17 protein-coding genes are annotated in these 21,922 nt (G+C 30.0%); 4 read left to right on the top strand and 13 right to left on the bottom strand.

All coding sequences use genetic code 11. The features are described 5' to 3' along the window. Window positions 1–24 precede the first annotated feature (24 nt). The 7 genes from radA to KPL44_RS03290 form a co-directional block, all read right to left on the bottom strand. A complete protein-coding gene (radA, locus tag KPL44_RS03320; RefSeq protein ID WP_216247386.1) occupies window positions 25–1,407 on the bottom strand; it encodes a DNA repair protein RadA in 1,383 nt (460 codons plus the stop codon). Between the two features lie 28 nt (window positions 1,408–1,435). Next, window positions 1,436–3,409, bottom strand: a complete 1,974-nt coding sequence (locus KPL44_RS03315) for a DNA topoisomerase (RefSeq protein WP_216247841.1) — start codon at window positions 3,407–3,409, stop codon at window positions 1,436–1,438. 123 nt (window positions 3,410–3,532) lie between these two features. Further along, on the bottom strand, window positions 3,533–6,385 hold the full coding sequence (locus KPL44_RS03310; RefSeq protein ID WP_216247384.1) for an AAA family ATPase: 2,853 nt from the start codon (window positions 6,383–6,385) through the stop codon (window positions 3,533–3,535). Window positions 6,386–6,397: 12 nt separating this feature from the next. Then, window positions 6,398–7,774: a metallophosphoesterase family protein gene (locus KPL44_RS03305; protein WP_216247381.1), complete on the bottom strand. Its 1,377-nt coding sequence runs from the start codon at window positions 7,772–7,774 to the stop codon at window positions 6,398–6,400. Between the two features lie 727 nt (window positions 7,775–8,501). Then, window positions 8,502–9,110, bottom strand: coding sequence for a GerMN domain-containing protein (locus KPL44_RS03300; protein ID WP_216247379.1), 609 nt, complete (start codon window positions 9,108–9,110; stop codon window positions 8,502–8,504). A gap of 114 nt (window positions 9,111–9,224) precedes the next feature. Beyond that, window positions 9,225–9,974: a hypothetical protein gene (locus KPL44_RS03295; RefSeq protein WP_216247377.1), complete on the bottom strand. Its 750-nt coding sequence runs from the start codon at window positions 9,972–9,974 to the stop codon at window positions 9,225–9,227. A gap of 127 nt (window positions 9,975–10,101) precedes the next feature. Next, window positions 10,102–12,465, bottom strand: a complete 2,364-nt coding sequence (locus tag KPL44_RS03290; RefSeq protein ID WP_216247367.1) for a VIT and vWA domain-containing protein — start codon at window positions 12,463–12,465, stop codon at window positions 10,102–10,104. 214 nt (window positions 12,466–12,679) lie between these two features. Here KPL44_RS03290 and KPL44_RS03285 point away from each other — a divergent pair, with 214 nt between their 5' ends. Next, window positions 12,680–13,909, top strand: coding sequence for a 6-phosphofructokinase (locus tag KPL44_RS03285; protein WP_216247364.1), 1,230 nt, complete (start codon window positions 12,680–12,682; stop codon window positions 13,907–13,909). A gap of 89 nt (window positions 13,910–13,998) precedes the next feature. Here the strand turns inward: KPL44_RS03285 and KPL44_RS03280 are convergent, their stop codons facing one another. From KPL44_RS03280 to KPL44_RS03255, 6 genes are all read right to left on the bottom strand, one after another. Next, window positions 13,999–14,616 (bottom strand): hypothetical protein, encoded by a 618-nt coding sequence (locus tag KPL44_RS03280; protein ID WP_216247363.1) that lies wholly within the window; start codon window positions 14,614–14,616, stop codon window positions 13,999–14,001. A gap of 130 nt (window positions 14,617–14,746) precedes the next feature. Then, window positions 14,747–15,520 carry a prepilin peptidase gene (locus KPL44_RS03275; RefSeq protein WP_216247362.1) on the bottom strand — a complete coding sequence of 258 codons (774 nt, stop codon included), beginning with the start codon at window positions 15,518–15,520 and terminating at the stop codon, window positions 14,747–14,749. Between the two features lie 201 nt (window positions 15,521–15,721). Further along, a complete protein-coding gene (locus tag KPL44_RS03270; protein WP_216247361.1) occupies window positions 15,722–16,279 on the bottom strand; it encodes a transposase in 558 nt (185 codons plus the stop codon). 105 nt (window positions 16,280–16,384) lie between these two features. Continuing rightward, complete coding sequence (locus KPL44_RS25685; RefSeq protein WP_216247359.1) at window positions 16,385–16,825, bottom strand: pilus assembly FimT family protein; 441 nt, start codon at window positions 16,823–16,825, stop codon at window positions 16,385–16,387. 103 nt (window positions 16,826–16,928) lie between these two features. Beyond that, on the bottom strand, window positions 16,929–18,629 hold the full coding sequence (gene ade, locus KPL44_RS03260) for an adenine deaminase (protein ID WP_216247357.1): 1,701 nt from the start codon (window positions 18,627–18,629) through the stop codon (window positions 16,929–16,931). 163 nt (window positions 18,630–18,792) lie between these two features. Then, window positions 18,793–19,491 (bottom strand): ribonuclease H-like domain-containing protein, encoded by a 699-nt coding sequence (locus tag KPL44_RS03255; RefSeq protein ID WP_216247355.1) that lies wholly within the window; start codon window positions 19,489–19,491, stop codon window positions 18,793–18,795. A 217-nt stretch (window positions 19,492–19,708) separates the two neighbouring features. Here KPL44_RS03255 and KPL44_RS03250 point away from each other — a divergent pair, with 217 nt between their 5' ends. Genes KPL44_RS03250 through KPL44_RS25170 form a run of 3 tightly spaced genes read left to right on the top strand, consistent with a single transcriptional unit; the run spans window position 19,709 to window position 21,911 of the window. Beyond that, the gene (locus tag KPL44_RS03250) at window positions 19,709–19,933 is read left to right on the top strand and encodes a FeoA family protein (protein ID WP_071615015.1); all 225 of its coding nucleotides are present in this window, start codon (window positions 19,709–19,711) and stop codon (window positions 19,931–19,933) included. Between the two features lie 34 nt (window positions 19,934–19,967). Next, window positions 19,968–21,731 carry a ferrous iron transport protein B gene (feoB, locus tag KPL44_RS03245; protein ID WP_216247353.1) on the top strand — a complete coding sequence of 588 codons (1,764 nt, stop codon included), beginning with the start codon at window positions 19,968–19,970 and terminating at the stop codon, window positions 21,729–21,731. Between the two features lie 27 nt (window positions 21,732–21,758). Beyond that, window positions 21,759–21,911, top strand: a complete 153-nt coding sequence (locus tag KPL44_RS25170) for a FeoB-associated Cys-rich membrane protein (protein ID WP_216247351.1) — start codon at window positions 21,759–21,761, stop codon at window positions 21,909–21,911. The last annotated feature ends 11 nt before the right edge of the window (window positions 21,912–21,922 follow it).

Raw genomic sequence — 21,922 nt, 5'->3', positions numbered from 1 at the left:
AATATTTCAGTGGCCTTTTCGTTATTATTTGAATTCTTTTGTTATAACATCTGTTAATTTTTTACATGGAATGACTTTTAAGTTTTTAAATTTAACCCCCGCTTTTAAGCAATTTTGAGGTATGTATGCCTTTTTAAAACCCATCCTATCTACCTCTTTTAATCTTTGCTCTAAAGATGGTACTTTTTTTAATTCACCGGTTAAACCGAGTTCTCCAATAAATACTGTGTCTGTAGCTATTCCGTGATTTAGCGATGAGGATGCTATGCTCATAACTACAGCAAGATTGACCGATGTTTCAGTTAGTTTAAGACCGCCTGTTGCTTTTATAATAACGTTCTTATCATAAAGCCCTATTCCTCCCCTTTCTTCAAGAATAGAAATAAGGGTTCCCAGTTGTTCCTTCCTTGCAAAACATTCACTTAGCCTGCTTGGGTAAGGAGTAAAAGATTTAGATACAAGACTTTCTATTTCTATAACAATGGGTCTTGTTCCATCCTTTATAACCGCTAAAGCACTTCCTGGAACTAACTCATCTCTCTTGGTCATAAAAAACTCAGAAGGGTCAGTAATCTCTTCCATTCCTACGTCCGAAAGCCTAAACATGCCACTTTCTTCTGTATTTCCAAAACGATTTTTTTTACTTACCAAGTGTTTTAGTTCTTCTCCATCTTCTCCTTCAAGATATAATACAGTGTCTACTAAATGCTCGAGTATTCGTGGTCCTGCCATCTCATCGGCCTTTGTCATTTGCCCAACCAAAAAAACAGCTCTTGGTCTATCAGGATTTTTAGCTATATTTTTTAAAGCTGTTGCACATTCAATTACTTGAGTAGGTGAACCCGCCCTAGAACTTGAATATTCGTCCAAAGTAAATGTTTGAATACTATCAAGTATTATTAAATCCGCATCGACTGTTTCTATATGTTGTATTATTTCATCTAACTTTGTATCCGAAACAACCCAAAAGTTATCGGCTATTTCTTTTACTGTTCGGTCAGCTCTATTTTTAATTTGACTTTTACTTTCCTCTCCAGACGCATATAAAATTTTATATTCCTTTAATGAAAGTGAATTTGCGAGTTGTAGCAGAAGTGTTGATTTTCCAGCCCCTGGTGGAGCAGATATAATAGTAACACTATCTCTAACTATTCCTCCACCCATAACTCTGTCAAACTCTGAAACTCCAGTAATTATTCTATCGCTGTTAGATTGAAGAACAGCTTTTAGTTTTGTAGGTTTAGTTGCAGCTACCATGCTATTTAAGGTGTTTTGTTTAGCCGCAGTCGCCTTAACAAGTTTCTCTTCATATGAATTCCAAGCACCACAATCACTACATTTACCCATCCATTTTGGAGCATGTGACCCACACTCTTTACAAACATAGATTATTTTATCTTTTGCCAATTAGAGCCATCTCCCTTTAATTGTCATATTAGTAAAATTCACTTGCCATATCGAATTTACTCTTAAGCCTCAATCCATTATTTAGCTGAAGTACTCTATCAGTATTTTTAACTATATAATTTTCAAGTTTATCCATATATATATCACCCGCTATTTCGCTTTGAGTAACCATTGTTAATCCTTTTTCCCAACTGGCTGTTAATTCTGGATTTAAAAGAGTAGGGATAGAGTTTTTAACTACATCGAAGATAATTTCTCCAAGTAATGTAGGCATAACCACTTGAGTTTTATTATTAGATTTAATATATTCTATTTTTTCAAGCTTTGTTAAAATTCCTGAGCGCGTGGCACTTGTACCAATACCAGAGCCTTTTATATGCTCTCTTAGCTCTTCATCTTCAATAAGTTTACCTGCATTTTCCATTGCTATAATTATCGAACCTGTAGTAAATCTTTTAGGAGGTGAAGTCTTACCTTCTTTAACTACTAATTCTTTAAGTGTCACCGTCTGTCCTTTTTTTAGCAGACTTAGAAATTTCATGTTTGTACTTTCTCTATCATTGCTTTCATTATCAGGTTTTAGAACCTCCAAGTAACCAAGTTCAACACAAACCTTATCTGACGTAAAAAATCTTTCCTTATTTATCTTTGTTATAACAGAAACTTTGTTGTACACAGCCGGTGGATAAAATATTGCGAGAAACCGTCTTAGCACTAAATTATACACTTTCTTTTCCATTTCCTTTAATGATGAATAATTTTGAAGTCCTTCACCTGTTGGAATAATAGCATAATGATCTGTTACCTTGCTATCATCAACATACTTTGTTTTAGCAATACCACTATACCATTTTTTTTCTATAATATTCTTAGCTATATTATTAATCTCTGTATTTCCATTTAATTTCATTAATTTTCTTATATTCTGATCTATTTCTTTTGATATTGCTGTAGACAATACCCTAGCATCCGTTCTTGGATATGTAAGCATTTTTTTCTCATATAAAGCTTGAATGAGGCTAAGAGTTTGCTCTGGATTTATCTTAAATTTCTTAGAACATTCATTTTGCATTTCTGCTAAATTAAAAAGTAATGGTGCATTTTTATTTTCTTTTTTCTTAGAAATGTTTTCAACCAAAACATTATTTTCAATACTAGAATCTCTTAACTCTCCTATTAACTTTTCAGCATCTTCCTGGGTTTTAAATCCACCCTCGTTATATAGCATAGGTGATTCAAAATACTTTGAACCATCGACCGCTTTCCATTCTCCATCATAATTACAGTCCTCGCTTACATTAAAGCTTCCAATAATTTTATAAAAAGGAGTAACTATAAACTCTCGAACTTCTCTTTCCCTTTGGACAACCATCCCAAGAACACATGACATTACTCGTCCAACAGCGATAACTATATAACTTTTTCCAAGATAATTGCTTACAACTTTTCCATAGACTAAACTTAAAAGCCTTGAAAAATTGATTCCCATTAAATAATCCTCTTTTGCTCTTAAATAAGCTGCCTCCGATAAATTATCATATGCACTTAAATCCTTCGCTTCTTTAACACCGCGAATAATCTCAGCTTCTGTTTGTGAATCTATCCACACTCTTCGTTTTTGCTTATCAGGACACCCTGCCATTTCATCTACTAATCTGTAAATATACTCGCCTTCTCTTCCTGAATCTGTACAAACATATATTCTATCAATATCTTCGCGAACTAATTGACTTTTGACTATATTAAATTGTTTTTTAACTCCATCTATAACTTCATATTTATATGCTTTAGGTAAAAATGGCAAAGTATTTAAAGACCATTTTTTAAGTTTCATATCATATTTTTCTGGATAACTCATTGTAACAAGGTGCCCTACACACCATGTTACTACAGCTTTGTCAGACTCTATAAATCCATCTGACTTTCTACCATTTATTTTCAAGGCTTTGGCAAACTCCGCAGCAACACTTGGTTTTTCTGTAATAAATAATGCCTTACTAATAACTACCACTTCACTTTCCATTTAATTGCAATAATAACCCTGTTATAAATGCCTCTAATAATTGCTTTTAGCAATCTATTATACCATTTTTATGCCCCTATCTCAAAGAAATTTAAATCTACCTTATAGTTCTTTAAGGTATTCTTTTAAATTCTCACCTGAACTTTTTTTAAATTTACCCTTTTCTAATTTAAAATATTCGGCATTAGAAGCCTTCGCTATTATTATCTCTACTAGGGTTGCATGACAAGTAAGGACAAAAACTTGATTTGTTTTTGATAATTCTACTAAAGCTTTAACTGTATTTTTTGTATGCGCTATATCAAAGTTAACAAATGAATCGTCAAAAATCACTGGCAACTTTTCCTTAATTTCTTTTATTCTACTTATACGCACTGCCAAAAATAATTGTTCTTTTGTACCACGACTTAACTCTTTCGAACTCTCCTTTATACTCTCATCACATAATTTTGTTTTAAAGTCTCCCTGCATTAAATTGTCACGCGGCATAATATCTTTATATTCACCAGATGTTATTTCACTTAAGATATTACTAGCTCCTTTTAATAACTTATCCTTTGTATTTTCTAAAAATCTTTCTCTGATTTTCTCTAGAAATAAGGCTGCCGTATTATAAACGGCATACTTCTCTGCAAGTGGTCTTAGCTTACCTCTTGCTTCTATAATATCTTTCTCATACTGCAATAACATCTCATCTGAATTTAAAGCCGCAACTTCATCTTTTAATGTCTGTTTTTCATTTTTTAAAATATCCAGTTCCCTAATTAATTCTTTATTTTCATTGCTTGAAACTTTATAATCATAATTAAGCTCATCAATGCTAATATAATGATTATATAACTGTTGAAGGATATTTAATAAATTTTGATTTTCATTATCAGTTTGTAAAGCATCATGCCTTTCATTATGTAGTATATCTTTTATACGATGGCTCTTTACTGATTGCAACAATTTTTCTTGTATAATCTTAAATTCATCTTGTTGTTTTCTATATCTTTTATACTTTTCTCCATGATTAATATACTTTTCTATATCTGAAATTATATTTTCTGTATCCTTTTCACAAAGAAAATCTAATATTTCATTCTCTAATGTTTTAAGTTTTGAAAAACTCATATCAGCTTTCTCTAAAAGAATCAAATTTTTATGTAAGGTTTCTATTTTTAATAATAAATCACTACAAATACTTTCTATATTGTCTAAACATATTTTGGGCGAACTTATTCCCTCTAAGCTCTTAGCATTAAAAAAAGTAAATTTATTAATTATATTGTCAATGTTATTTAAAGTTTCACAAAGATCATCAAACTGATCCATTAATTTTTTCTTTAATAGATAATAATCAAATATTTCATCCTTTAAATAAGCTACTGTTTTAAAATAATCTTTGATTCCATCAGCCGAAACCTGCTCGTCAAGTTTTAGAATATCCCTATACTCATCCATTATGTTATTTAGCTCTATTAAGTTTGCATCTACCTTTTTTATTTCCTGGGAATTATTTTTAGAATTTATTATTATGTTATCAATCTGCGTTTTAATTTCTGCATTTCTAACCACAATTAATTTTCTATTAGAATAATTTATAAACAAATATAAAGCTGTACCTAATGCTCCAATTATTATTATTGAGCACCCAAGCATCTTATCTATAAAAAATAGTACTAACCCTATAATCATAAATAACATTGTGATATACAAATATTTTTTCATATAGGTTATAGCATCTCGAGGTACTATTTGTTTTTCTAAAATTTCTCTGTTCATTTTTAAGTCTTCTATTTTTTTATCAAGATTTATTTTATCAATCTTTATCTTTTTATATTTTTCAATATTTTCATTTAAAATATGTTGCTGCATCTCATCACAACCAACTTCTGACACATCATCAAAATTCGTCCAGTTATCGTTAGCTTTTTTTATCTTATTCATTATCGTTCCAGTTTTTTCATAATACTCGGTTTTAACACAAATAAGATTCTTACTTATCTCTTTAATTCCTGATATTCCATTATAATAACTAATAATCGATCTTTTATTTTCCATCAAAATCACTTTAATAAGTTCATTCTTAGATGTTTCCCTCTGAAATTCATAATTATCGTTATTATACTTCTCTAATTCTTTAATATATTGAATTTTTAAGTTTTCTGCTCCTTCTATATTATATTCTTTCACATAATCAGGTCCAAAAGAATACGTTTGAAGCTCTATTATAAGATTCTTCTTTTTTTCATTAAGCTCATAATTATGCTTTAAAAGTTCTAATTTAATTAGATTATTATCACTTTCAAGAAGCTGCTTTTCCTTTAAAATTATATTATCCTCAAGGCGTAACAAATTATTTTTCTTTTGCATATAAGATGTTAACAAAAGAGTAGATCTTTTTCTTCCCTCTAAACCTTTTCTAATATTCTCCTCAAATGGTTTAAACATTTTAGTAGCAGGGTTTCCCCTAGTTCCGCCAATAACATTAGCCTTTTGTCTTAATTCTTTAACAACCCCGGGGATCTTAACAATATGCTTAAACCCAGCCCCTAGAAGCATTGATTGTAAATTACTATCTTCCTTATCTGAACTCTTATTTAGCTCATCAAGACTTATTGTAAACAATTCTTTGTAGGTTCCCTTATCTATATCATATAATCCTTTATTGGAGGCTTTAACCTCAGCATTTTTGTAAACTACCTCTGGATTACTAAACCCTTTTAAGAGTACATTTACTTCTTCTCCATTATCTGAACTTAAATCACATCTTACATCATATTGAAATTTAGGAGGTGGTAACTCGCTATTTTTTGAAAACCCAAAAGGTATATTTCTAAGTATTTGCATCAATGTAGTTTTACCAGACCTATTTGCCCCACCAACAACTATAATTCCATTCCCCAATTCTTCCAATTTTTCGCCTTGAAACACTCCGAAATCCCTAATATCTAGCTGTGTTATTTTCAAATTATCACCCACCTACATTATTTTCAAAACCTCTGTTAATTTTTCGATAAGTAGTTCTCTAGCTTGTGATATAATATCCAAAATCGTTTCTTCATCAAAATCGAATTTATCGGCCTCTATATTTTCCGTAAATATTTGCTTCTTCCAAATTGATCCCCAATTTTTCACAAGTTCATTCTTAAACTCAGAATCCGTAGTATATAATCCAATTACCTCTTCTAAATCATTGAAAATAGGATTTTGTAATTTAAGCTCTTCAAAGTTTTGAACCATCGATGTCCTAAATATTATAGAATCTACCCATACAAAATACTTCTGCGAACTTATTTCTTCATTTATATTTTCTAAAAACTGTTTATAATCGTCCTCTGTCATATTAGTTATCTTATTATGCATATCGGTTTTTCCTCTTATAACCAATTGAATAATATATCCCTTAAAATCATCTATCAATTCCACATTCGATGATTTTACTCCACTTGAAATCTCAGGAAATTCATATGATAAACTACTTAGTTCATCATTAATAACTAGGAGTAAATCACTATAATTTTGTATGTTTTTATCTTCCTCTATTATTATCTCTACCTTTTTATACACAACTGTTGCTATTGGTAAAAACTCCATATGCACAACATCTTTTTTGTTTACTTCGACGAAATAAAGACCGCCTACTCCCTGCTCCCCCATATCACGCCCTTGGGGAATTCCTGGAAAAGCTATTATAGGTTTAGTATCATTTATAATACTTTGTTTATGAATATGTCCTAATGCCCAGTAATCAATATTAGGAACACTCTTAAGATCATTTAAAGTACAAGGAATATAATTTTTATTATCTCCCTCTAATGCAGTGTGTAACATTGCAATATTAAAAACATCATTATCTAATAAATAATTTTCGTAAGATTTTTCTTTTTCAGATCGATGTTTATAGGATTTCCCTATGATTTTTGAAATAACTTTATCTTCTTTATATACCTCAAAAACTTCCATTTTTTCGGAGCTTATGATATGTAAATTGGGAGGCAAAGCAAACAATTCCTCAGCACCATTCATAACATCATGATTACCGTAAATTACATATACACTTATATTTTTTTGACCTAAATGTGCACATTGATCTATAAAAATTTTATTTCCTCTTACCGACCTTAAATGGCTGTCATAAACATCTCCACAAATTAATATAAAATCCACCTTTAATGAAATAGCTCTAAAACAAATTCTTTCGAAGCCATCATATACAGCACCTTTACATAATTCTTGTAATTTTTCTTGTGGTTTTCCATTTATATTAAGAAATGATCCTAAATGTAAGTCTGCAACATGAATAAATCGAAATGTTCCACTCATTATCTCTCCACCACCTATTATATATTTTACCATAAAAATCAAAAATAAATATAATTACAATTCCTTAAAGGCGAAAAAAATCTAGTCTTTTAACTAGTTATTATTTTATAAGACCTAATAGTATAATAAATTAAAAAGAGCATACAATAATGTTAGTAGATGATTTAAAATGGTTGAGCCTAGAGTGCTTGTAGGCTGAAATAGCTTTAGAGTGTTCGGCCTAAGGTGTATATGAGATCTGCTAAGGTTTTTTATATGCCGGCGGGAAGATTATTATGGGTTCTTAACAGCTGTATATGTGCCTAACTGTATATATATGGTTCTCCCGGATGTGTAATGTTCGAGCTAAGATGATATGGGTCTCCGCAGGTTTTATTAAGACACAAAAATAAACTAGCATTGTTTTTAACTATTTATATTGATGTCATCTTTATAAAACTAGGGGTTTTTCTTGGTCGAGAGATTATTTTTAGCTCCCAAGGGGTTCCATATTGTCGAGCAAAGATGTATACATGTACTGTAATGCTTGTATGTTGTCGAAAGATATAATATGGGTGTGTAAGTATGTGTATGGGTTGTAGTGAAAATCATTTTAGGTTGTCAAAAAATCCCTAGGGTAAAAGGCAAGTTTTTAGGTACATAAAAACAAACAACAAAACAAATAGACTAGCATATTGTTTTGTTATTTATTTATTTGTACCTAGTATAAAACTTGCCTTTAACATTTTATAAAAACTATAATATTGTTACCTACTTTGTATTATTTCATCATTTCTTTATTTTCACTCATAGGTTCACTAACATCATATTGACCACCAATAGACTTAACCTTTTCTCCAGCAAGAAGAAACTGAACCTTTGTAATACCTAATTCCTTATCTAAAACTAATGTATTAACTATTGAAAATAAAGCCATTTGCTCTCCTGCTGATCCATTTACCTTTAATTCACCTTTTAAATTAACATAGGCTATCTTTTCTTTAATTTGCACATCTGACACTTGTAGACTTGTAGGCAATGTTGCATATGTTTTTGCTGTGCTACCACTTTTAGTAACTGGTCCCTTTACTAATTCCTCTACAATTGACTTAGCTGTAGGTGATGTTATTGTTCTTTTTTCTGAGGCAAAGTACATAGCTTGGTCATCACTAAAATACAATACAACTTCTCTACTTTTTATATCTTCATTTTTAACTGCTGGTGTAACTGTAGGCGCCACTGTAGCTGCTGGTTTCTCTACTTTAGTTGCAACTGTTGATTCATCTTTTACTTCGCTTTTTGTGGCAGTGTCTTTTACCTCAGTTTTTCCACAAGCAGCTAATGTAAAGACAACTACACCACATAATATTACTGAAAGAAATTTTTTCATTTTTGTCACCTTCCTATTAAAGTATTATATTAATTTTATTAAAGATAATTTAAAATTTTATTATCAATTATTACTAAATTATATCATATATTATAAAATAAAGTATTTATCTTTCTAATAGTTAAGTTTTCCAAATTCTACATACCACTTAGAATACTTATTACCTATTTCATCTCTATACGTCCCCTTATTATCCTTTACCATAACTGTTGCTCTTTTGTTAATTTTATATATGAAGCCATTATATCTATTACCATCATTCAAAAAACTTACCTTTTGTCCTATTATCAATCCATATTTTTCAGATATTATTTCTTTTTGACTTGGCAATTGGTGAACCACATCTGTATGAGCAAACATATTATAAACCATAGTTTTAAACCTAATCTTTTTGCAACTAGATTCTTTGTAAAGATGTAACTCAATTAAATGGCATAATTCATGTTCAAATACTATTTGAAATGCCTCTAATGAATCTTTTGTTTTAATTCCCGATACAATCTTATCTCTTTCAACCTTATAATACTGAAAAAAGAATTTTATGCCCATCCTAATTTCATAAGTTTCTTCTGATTCTTCTAATAGTTTTATTTTCCTACTATATATAGTTTTTCCTGCAGCTGACGTCATTCTTGTAGATAATGAAAATTTTAAAGTCCCCTTAAATTTTCTTCTAAAATAAAAATCAAAGAATTCTTCATCATATAAATGGAATAAACTTTCCAGGTCATCATTTGACATACATTGTATATCACCTGTTTTTACATTTTTAGATTTACTAATGAATAGATTTCTTATATTATTTCTTTTTATAATTATTTCTGAGTCATAATATTTTAAATCTTTTATACCTTCACTTATCATTACCCTACTTCCTTATATTAAGCTCCCTTAAAATAAACAATATGTATTTTTTTGCTATTTTCAGCTTCTTTATTTTTTTATTAAAACTAAGACAAAAATCCCACATATATATGTAGGATTTTCATATTTAAATGTTTTTTAAGATTGTTGTATTAATTATAAAATCAATTGTATCCTTATACTGATTAGATCCTGCATTTAATCCCTCAAATTCTAACTTTAAACCGTTAACAAATTCTTTTTGGATCTCATCTACATTAACATTTTGATATTGAAATTTTTCTTCAATTTCTTGAATTTTCTTTAAAATATTTTCTTTGTGGAAAGACAAAGCTACATCTTTTTTTATAGACAATTTAAAAACTAACAATAAACTTAAATAATCTTGTTTCTTTAAATTTAATTCATCATTTAAATTTATGTCAATACTTTGTAATGTTTTATTTAAAAATTCTAATGATTTATTTAATTGATTCTTATATATTTTTATGTCTCCGCTGCCTATCATAAATGCTAATATTGTCTTTATAGTGTATTTTATATTATTTTCTAAAGTGTCTTTAGCATTTATACCAAAGGCACCACTAGCAAATTGATTAGAAGCTAAAAGTCTAAGTAACTCATTTCTATTATAGTTTTCATATTTATCATTGTCATCTTCTTGTTTTGAAACATCTTTGTAATAAAATGATGTTGATTCAGAATCCTCAGCTAAATCTCCATAAAAGGGTTGTAATCTTTTCGTTGTTTTAACAGGTAAAATCTCTCTTATTCTTATGCCTACTATTGGATCTTCCATTTCCTCATAAAGAATAAACGCGGTTTCTTTGCATATTATACCAACCTTTTTAGAGATTTCAACAATCTTATTATTCATTGCTTCTTGAAGTTCTCCTCGTTCATATTTAACTCTATGTTGAAGTGATTCTATTCGTTTTTTGTACCACATTTTTTCAATTAGATTAACATTCTCCTCAAGTTCTAGATCATTCAAGAAAATTACTCTCTGAATTCTATTTTTTCCTACTTTCCCTTTTAATATTACAACTCCGCCAACTTCTCCGTTAACCTTCGCAAAAATAGAAAATGGTTCTTTATCATACATATATTCAATAGTTCTTGGGAATGTTGTTTCAACCTTCATTTTACCCCAATCTATTTCAATATCAGTAACTATCGGATTTTTAATTCTATTAAATTGTTTAAGTACTATATCTTCAATTCGCTCATCAGGATTTATAACTTCTGCAGCGCCATAACTAATTCTAGCTAATTTGTTAATAAAATAGCTATTTACTGAGGTATTTATCCCAAAAGGGAATATTCTACTTTCTTTAATATTATCTTCTACAAAATCCAATATTTCTTTTTCATCGTAAGCTGCATCGTCTGTAAATAAAAATATTATATTTTCTGCTTTATCATCTTTATCAAGGAGAGCATATTTTATTGCATCAAAAATAGCTGCATCCTTTTCAGCGAAAAGTTCTTTAATCCATTTACTTGCAGCACTCAAATTTTCTTCATTAAATTCAACCTTTATTTCTTTAGAAAAATAATGAAGTTCATCTCCAAAAGCAACAATATTAAATGTATCTCCTACTGCTAAATTTCTTAAACATAACTGAAGAGCATTTTTGCCCTCTGTTAACTTGTCTCCACCCATTGATTCTGATATATCTAGAAGAAAAATATAATTTTCTCCGGAGATTATTTGATCTATTTCAATCTCTGGAATGAATCTTAAATATAAAATCCCTTTGTCCTCTCTCGGATAATCATATATCATTCCTGTAGTTTCTACCTTCTCTTGCTCTTCCAGTATTATTTCTAAATCTTCATCCATTCTTTGATTTTTTCCAGCAAGTGTCACTTTATATAAATTATTTTCTTCATATTCAACCTTTAATTTATGAGAAGAACACTTGAATTCTAATTTTGTTAAAGATTCTACTAATAAACTTAAAGTGAATTTGTAATTATCGTTTTTATTAATGATTCCATTTTCGCAAGTAAGTAATTCATTCTCTCTAGAAAGATTTATTGGAGTTATTATCGTCGGAATAATTAATTTTAAATTTCTATTTTCATAACTAAGTTCCTCTATATATGATACTTTTATTTGAACAACTTCATTAGAGATTATCTTACCAATAACTATTCTAATTATATTATCTCTAAATTCCTCGAGCAAAAAAGTATTATTATCATTATTTTTAAAATTCTCATATATTTTATTTGCTTCTTCTTTATCTTGTATTAAACCCTTTATAGTCCGCCCACCGAGCACTGCCTCAAACCCTGATATAACAGCCCCCTCTGGCACCGGGAAAGTATAAATTGCTTCAACATCATTGCTTCCTTTGTTCTCATATACATGGTCGATAGTATACTCCGCAAATTCACCACACAAATTTCCTTTTATATTAACTTCTTTTAAAATTATGTTATTCTTATGTCCCTCTTTATGGTTTATATTATTGATTGGCATTATATCCCTCCTGATTTTATATAACAAAAACTTAACAGAAATTTTAAAATATCATAAATATATTTTATCATTAATATTATAATTAGTCTTTGAATTTATACAATATTTTTATTTTGAAATGATATTCTTGTTATTTGTTTTTATCTACCTTATAATAATTAATGGATATGTTAATTATTATTATAATTAAATACTTTTAAAGGAGAAATCTTATATGAAAAATTGTATAGTAGCACAATCAGGTGGTCCAACGTCTGTAATTAATGCTAGTGCTATAGGCATTCTTGAGTCAAACATTAGCTCTCATTATTATGATAACGTGTATGCCGGAATAAATGGGATTCAAGGTATTCTAAACAAACATATTGTAAATCTATCTGACATTAATTACGATGAAGTTAATGGATTAAAGTATACTCCCTCTTCAGGTCTTGGTTCATGTAGGTATAAGTTAAAATCATTTGAAGAAAACAATGAAGAATATATAAAAATTTTTGAAATATTAGAAGAATACGAAATTAAAACTTTCTTTTATATAGGTGGAAATGATTCTCAAGATACTGTGCATAAATTTAGTATTTATGCAAATAAGCACAATAAAGATGTAAAATTTATTGGCATACCAAAAACTATAGATAATGACCTACCAATTATGGATCATACACCCGGCTTTGGAAGTGCAGCTAAACTAATTGCTACATCAGTTCTTGAGAACTTCCTAGATGCCAGTGTATACTCCCCAAAAGGTGTCTTCATACTTGAAACAATGGGACGCGATACCGGTTGGCTTGCAGCCAGTGCTTGCATAGCAACTATTAACGGTAGTCCTGTTGCAGATTTCATATATTTACCAGAAGTGACTTTCAGTCCTGATAAATTTATAGAAGATGTAGCTAAAAAACTCACTGAAAAAAATCATGTTTTTGTGGTAGTATCTGAGGGAATCCGAACTAAAGAAGGTAATTTTGTAGGTGAAGCGGAAGGTACCAGTCATGATAAGTTTGGACACACTCAGTTAGGTGGAGTATGTGGCTTCCTGAAAAATTTAATTTTAAACACTAATACTGCACAGAAAGTTAGAGTTTTAGAACTTTCCACACTTCAACGTTGCTCTATGCACTGCGCTTCTCAAACAGATATAGATGAAGCCTTCGAGGTAGGAAAAGCTGCAGCTGAGTACTCTATTCACGGAATTAGCGGAAACATGATAGGTATAAGAAGGCTGTCAAATACCCCTTATACTTCAGAAACTTTTGCACTTGAAACTTCAAAAGTTGCAAATAAAATTAAATACTTCCCTAAAGAATGGATAAACGAAGAAGGTAACAATGTAACTCGCGCTGCTTATGAGTACACACTTCCATTAATTATGGGCGAACCAAAAATAGCAATAGAAAATGGTCTTCCAAAATACACATTCTTAGATAAAGCCTTTAAATTATAAATAAAAATGGAACCCAATAATAATTCTTTTATAATGTACTAACAAATAATAAAACCCTATGAAATATTTTCATAGAGTTTTATTATTTATTATGGCAATGGATTCTCATTACCATATTTGAAATATATTAATGAGTTTAAAAATCTTTGGTATTTGCTAATTTCAGAACTAACTTCACGTCCAGGAAAAAACACCATCGAAATAACTTCCCATAAAAATACCCATCCACCTATGTTAAATCCTTGTTGTATGGTTCCAAGTATTATATTTTTATCACCACTCGAACCTAAAAAAACAGATACACCTAATAGGCTAAGAGCTATGAGTACATACTTAAATATCTTATGATAATTATTCTTTAGTATTTTAATTTCTTGATGTAAATAAAAGGAGTAGTAAGTTTTAATTCCTGCAATTAACGATTCTTCTCGGTTTATGTCTTTTTCACCTTTTGGTAAATAAAAACATATATCTACTCCGTATTTTTCCGGAATTTCTTCAAAACAATTTTCAAGAAAAATCACTAAATCCGGATCCATATCTCTTTTTCTAAATGGGGCATTATCCCAGTCATTAAATATATCAGTATACTTATCTATCCCTACCTGTATAACGTAATTTCCTGTAGTAGGATTTCGTTCATAAATCTTTTGAAGATAATCACTTCTCTTTGGCTTAATATATCTTTTCTTAAGCTTAGTTTTCATTCTGTGCAATATATTGTGCATTTTATCAACCCTTCATAAACATTCTTCTATATCTTATTATACAACTTTTAATCAGATTAGCCAATATGACTTCGCACCTTCGCACCTTTCGACAAGTGACAGTCACCCTTTAAAACAAACCTAAGTACCAATTTAAAATTTTATCTCCCCAAATTATCATAAACAAAGTAGCCATTATAATAGATGGACCAAATGCCATTTCAGATCTACCATTTTTCTTCTTAACCTTCAATAAATAAGCACCAATTATCCCTCCAATTATAAAAGAAAAAAATATCATCACAAATGTTAGTTTAAATCCTAAAAATAGTCCACAAAGCCCACAAATTTCTACATCTCCCCAACCCATGCCCTCCGTTCCTAAAATAAGTTTTGACATTAAAATAATAAAAGTTATGATACCTGCACCCAGTAGCCCTCCATATATATAGTCAATTACCGGCTCTCCCAGATAAAAATTCACTCCTAGTGAAATAATACCTACAGCTATTGCAAGCCATGTAGTCATGGCATAAACCTCCATAGTATCATAATCTATCATAGCTATAACAATTAAAAATGGTATAAGTATTAAATATTTTGCAAGGTAAATACTATATCCATATTGAAAATAAGTTAAAATAAAAAGTACAGCTGTCATAAGTTCTACAAGTGCATATCTTATAGATATCTTCTCTCCACAGTTCCTACATTTACCTCTTAAAAAAATCCAACTAATTACCGGTATAAGATCATAAGGTTTTATCCTATTTCCACATGACGTGCAGTGAGAAGGTGGATATGATATACTTTCTCCTCTTGGTATCCTATATATACATACATTCAAGAAACTTCCTATTAATAGTCCTAATATAAAAATATATATTGTTATGATACTTTCCATTGATGGGGCCCCCTTAAATTTGGACTTTATATTTAAATACAAGTTTCTAACTCTATTGTATTTATTTCCATTATTACTTTACCATATATATGCAAATAAAAGCATTAAAAAAATTAAATGTCCAAAGTTATAATAACTTTGGACATTTAGATTATTCAGTTGCAGTCGTAGTTTTCGACAAGAGTTTTCGACAAGTGACAGTCACCCTTTTGGGGAAATTGCACTCTCAACAAATTCTTTATAATATAGCCTTCTATTTTCACTCTTAAAGTATGATAGAATTCTAAGAGTTTCTATTGTTTTTTCAGGAACAATACTTATGTACATTCTATAGCTGCTCCATTTATATTCTTCTGGCTTCTTTACCATATTTGCTCTCACTGGATTTAGATGGATATACCTACTTGCTTCTAATACATATTTATCATCAGAAATTATTTCCGATCCATATCTTTCTTGAAAAAGATGTCCAACATAATTATATTTATTATTAAAATATTTAGCATATAAATTATTTAACCTTCCCATAAAACATTTTATGTGCATTTCTTTTGTTTGTACTTGCAAATGCACATGATTAGACATTAAGACATAGCTTACTATTTCAAACTGATCACTGGTTTTTTCCAATACATACTCTAAAGTACTTAAATATACCTTATAATCCTCCTCATCCCTAAATAAATTATTTTTTCTATTGCCTCTAGTAGTAATATGCATCATGACATTTGGGTACCATTGTCTATTTTTTCTAGTCATCTATAATCCACTTCCTAAATGCTTTTTAGTTTTATTTATACATTTCGGTAATTCCCTCCTGGCTTCGCACCTTTCCGCACCTTTCGACAAGTGACAGTCACCTATTCATTTTGTAGGATACCCTACAATTGGAGTGGGATACAATTCATCATCACCCACCTTGACACTTACATCAGCTTCTGAATTAATTACAACAGTAAAATTAGCTGTTGATGTAGCTTTTGGAGTTGGTACTTTCTGAATGTAATCTGTTATTTTTTTACCCTCACCAGCAGCATCTTTCCCGATTACTGCTGTAATCCCAGCGGTAATTGGTACTATTTCACCTTTTGCGATTTGTGCATATGTGGCATCAGCAATAACTTTTGCACTAGCAACATCTGCCTTTACCTTAGCGTCCTTTAGTACCCCACTAAACTTAGGCACTGCAATCACCGCTAAAATTCCAATAATTGAGATTACAATTATCAGTTCAACCAGGGTAAATCCTTTTCTTTTAAATCTATTTGTCTTATTTTTTGGTATCTGTTCTAAAATATTTGACATAAAAATACTCCTCCTTACAATAATTTATTTATCTCAATTATTGCCAAGAAAGAGTAATTTTTATTCAGTTTATAAAAATGATTATTTAAAGTTACCAGCCTTATTATTCAACATCAGAATTTATAAACTCAAATTTCTTATAATCGAACAATCCTCTAGCAGTAATTTTGACTGCAGGTATTACAGGAAGCGCCATAAAAGATAAACTTATAAAAGGATCATATTCAGTCCTCACCCCAAATGCTCTGGCAATTCTACTAAGCCTTTTCAAGTTCTCTGCTACCATATATGGAGCCTCAAATGTCATTATTCCTCCAATTGGCAAAATCAACTGAGCAATAACTTTTCCTTCCGAAACCATCACTATACCCCCACCAATAGAAATAAGAGTATTAACTGCAACCTCCATATCTTTTTCATTGTCTCCAACTACTATTACATTGTGAGAGTCATGAGCTATCGTTTGTGCTATAGAACAATTTTTCAAGCCTAATCCTTCTATAAATGAAACAAAATGTTTGCCTGTATTATGATGCCGCTCAAATACTGCTACTTTTAATACATCTTTGTCAATTATTCTCTTTATATATCCATCTACATTTTCTGTTTTTCTCTGCACCAATTTAGTTTCTAATGAATGTGGTATCAATTTTATCACATTCACTGTAGGAGTTTTGCTTTCAACCTTAAAAATTTCACTCTTTATGAACTCCATGTGCATAGAAGATTTTATATTTAATTTTAAACATTTTTTATCTGGTAATTCCTTATACTCTTTACCATTTTTTATAACTTTTAATATATTCAAACCCTTTAGTTCTTCAAATATCACTAGGTCTGCTTTATACCCTGGAGCTATAGCTCCTCTATCCAATAAATCATAGCACTTAGCTGCATTATATGATGCCATTATAAATGTCTTTATAGGATTAAGTCCCTGCTTTATAGAAAGCCTAATACAATTATCTATAGAACCTCTTTCTAGTAAATCATCTATATGCCTATCATCACTGCAGTATAAAAATCTTCCATAATTACGATTGTTAACTGCTGGAAGTACTGATTTTAGATTTTTTGCAGCCGACCCTTCTCTTAACATAACGTACATTCCCCTACTAACTTTTAGTAATGCATCTTTCGCATTATTACACTCATGATCTGTTTTTATGCCACAGCTTAGACATGCATTTAACTCACTAGATGATATATTAGGGCAATGCCCATCAATATGTTTATTCTTTGACATATTTAATTTTTTTAGTAATTTATCTTCCTTATTTACAACTGATGAAACATCCATTACTTCACCCAGGCCAAGCACGTAATTATTATCAATTAAACCTTCTAAATCTTCAGCATTAAGTACGTACCCACTATCCTCAAATTTCGTTGCTGGAACACAAGATGGTAACATAAAAAATATATCTATTGGCGCTTCTTTGCTATTTTCAATCATTGCTTTAACACCATTTATTCCTTCTACATTAGCTATTTCATGAGGATCAGCTATTACTGTAGTTATACCCTTTTTAATTACCACCTCCCCAAACTGTTTTGGCATAATCATAGAGGACTCTATATGAACATGTGCATCAATGAAACCTGGAGCCACATATAAGTCTGAACAATCAATTTCAAGATTCCCTGAGTACTCACCAATCCCTATAATAATACCCGCAACAATCGCAATGTCCCCTCTATCTACCTCTTCAGTAAATACATTAATAAACCTTGCATTTTTCAGCACCAAATCTGCCTTTATTCTTCCCATCGCAACATCAATATTTTTCTTAACTTGCTCCATATGATTCCTCCCCCTATATTTTGCTAATCCCTTTATATAAATTATTACGAAAGTGGTTACAGTATTCCTTATTGCTATTCTAACCATATTTTTCTTTAGATTTCGATTAAATGAACGTAGGGAGAATTTATACTTGTTATAAATAAGAAAATAAAAAACACAGCTATTGCTGTGCTTCATCACAGTTAGACTGTGTTTCATCTTCCTCCATTTTTAACCCTACTCTATTATACCAATCTACATATATATAGAATAAACTTACAACATCCTGTTGATTATATAATAGTATTTTTTCTTTCTTCTCAGGAGGCATTCTATTGATATAATCATTATCCTTAACTATCTTACTAAAGGTTTTTGCTAAATTAGAACCACTTATTACTTCACTTTCACGATCAATCTCAAATATTTTTTCTAGAGCTTTAAGACCAATGCAAGTTCCCTCTGCCTTTTCAAAACATTTTTGTAAATCTATTTCGCCAAAATAACCCTCTAATACAAAGTCTATTTTATAAGCTTTTAATAAATAGTTTATAACTGTAAAATCATTGTTTCCTGAAAACGTAACAATGTATTTTTTATTGTACTTAGTCTTCATTTCTTCAAAATAATTTTTAGCTAAAGACAATATTTCTATAGCATCTTTTTTATTTTCTGCCATGTACTGTGTAACCTTTATCTCATTTGTTATCTCATCATAAAAGCAGCACCCAAATACTCCAATACATATAGGCTTTTTATAAATGTAATGCTCTAAATCAAAAAACAATGCATCTTTAAAGAGTTGTTTATTTCCGTCCATGGTAAGAGAACCTTCTACTGAAATATCTCCTACCTTAATACTATTAAGTTTTGTAATCACAATATCACTCTTTTCTACTAAGTTTTATAAGAAGCAAAACCGTAAATTTGCACATGTCTAATTTAAAACTCTGCTCTACTTACATGTTATCACATTTTAACTATTTTATAAAAGCATTTTATACATTTAATAAATTTTATTATTGTTCTTTATTGACACTAATATATAACCATGTTAATATATTAGTGAGAATAGTTTTCATTAAGGAGTGATTGTTATAAGCATTTATGATTTAAAACCAGGAGATAAAGCACTAATTCAATCGGTTTGCGGGGACGACAAGTTTGCTAAAAGATTACTCGCATTAGGCTTCATTGAAGGTACCGAAGTTAAATTAATTGCTACTGCACCTTTAGGAGATCCTATAATTATTAATTTACGTGGTTTTAATATAGCCATTAGAAAGAATGACGCTAAAAATATATCTATACTAAAATCGTAAATATTATATCCAAGATACCCAGAGGAGGATTTGAATGATTACTGCCGCTTTATTAGGTAATCCTAATGTTGGTAAAACGACTCTATTTAATGCACTTACAGGTTCTAACCAATATGTAGGGAATTGGGCTGGAGTAACAGTAGAAAAAAAAGAAGGCTTCATAGAAGATAAGATTAAAATCGTCGACTTACCTGGTATTTATGCCATGGATACTTATTCAAATGAAGAAAAAGTTTCCAAGGAATTTTTACAAAGCGGTAACGTAGATGTAATTATAAATATTGTTGATGCATCAAGCCTTGATAGAAATTTATATCTTACAACTCAACTAAAGAAGTTTAACAAACCAATAATTTTAGTATTAAACATGATTGATGTAGCAATTGCTAATGGTTTGGATATTAATTATAACCTACTAGAGAAAAAACTAGGGGTAAAAATAATACCTATAGTGGCTTCAAAGGGAAAAGGAATTTCAGACGTTAAAAATTGTCTCCTTAAAGGGAATTATCTTAGTAGCACCACAAACAATCTAGACTTCAAAGACGAAAAAGACACTTATTTGTACATTGAAGCTTTACTAAAATCTTGCACTAATAAAAAGAATGATAATAAAGTTTCTATTACACAAAAAATAGATAAAATCGTGCTTAATAGAATTCTTGCTTATCCTTTATTTTTCCTAAGTTTATTTATAATTTTTATGTTTACCTTTAACTGGGTTGGACAACCTTTGGCCGATTTACTCGATAGCTTGCTTAATGATATTATTGTACCATTTTTAACTAATATATTATCGAATAATAGTGCTTGGTTCTCTTCTCTACTAATTGATGGTGTTATAGGTGGAGTAGGTTCAGTAATAGTATTTTTGCCAGTTATATTAGCATTATTCTTAGGTATTTCATTTTTAGAAGACAGTGGTTACATGGCGAGAGCTGCCTTTATAATGGATAAGTTAATGAGGAGAATGGGTTTATCAGGTAAAGCTTTTATTCCATTAATTGTTGGTTTCGGTTGTTCTGTGCCTGCTATAATGTCTGCTAGAACTCTAGAAAGTGAAAAAGATAGAAAATTAACAGCACTTTTAGTACCTCTTATGTCTTGTAATGCTAGACTTCCAGTTTATGCATTGTTTGCATCAGTGTTTTTTCCAGGTAGCAAAACCCTCATGGTATTTTCATTATACTTAATGGGAATTGGTATAGCCTTTGGAATTGGTATTTTATTTAAGAACACATTATTCAAAAAAGATGAAGAACCTTTTATTATAGAATTACCTGAATATCAATTACCAGAACTAAAAAGCTTATTAATACATACTTGGGCAAAAGGTAAAGGTTTCTTAAAGAAAGCTGGTACTATAATCTTTTCTATTTCCGTACTAGTATGGTTTTTATCAAACTTTAACACTACAGGTATGGTTGATATAAACTCTAGTTTTTTAGCTAGCATAGGTAAATTTATAAATCCAATATTTATTCCTCTTGGATTTGCTTCATGGCAAAATTCAGTAGCACTTTTAACTGGTCTTATGGCTAAAGAAGTAGTTGTAGGTACCATGGGTGTTATATATGGTGGTAATTTAACACATTCTTTAGCTAATCATTTTACTTCACTATCTGCTTATAGTTTCTTAGTTTTCGTATTATTATACACTCCTTGTGTATCAGTAATTGCAACTATGAAAAAAGAATACGGAAACAAAATGGCAATTTTTTCTGTATGTTACCAATTAACATTGGCTTGGGTAGTTTCTTTCATAATATTTAATGTTGGAAGCATAATAATGAGGTAATATAAAATATAAAGAGGTGATGTAGCCGTGGAATTCATTATTGTTGGTGTGATTGTTGTCGCAGCTGGATATATCTTATATACTAATATAAAAAAACAATCACATGGTGATTGTGGCTGTGGCAATGGATGTAAAGGCTGTAACCAGAGTTGTGAAGTAAAAACATCTAATAAAAAATGATAACAAAATCG

Origin of the sequence: Clostridium sp. DSM 17811 (genome assembly GCF_018861905.1) — a bacterium.
GTDB classification, from domain to species: Bacteria; Bacillota; Clostridia; order Clostridiales; family Clostridiaceae; genus Clostridium_AD; species Clostridium_AD frigoriphilum.
This window is presented reverse-complemented; position numbering and strand designations above follow the sequence as displayed.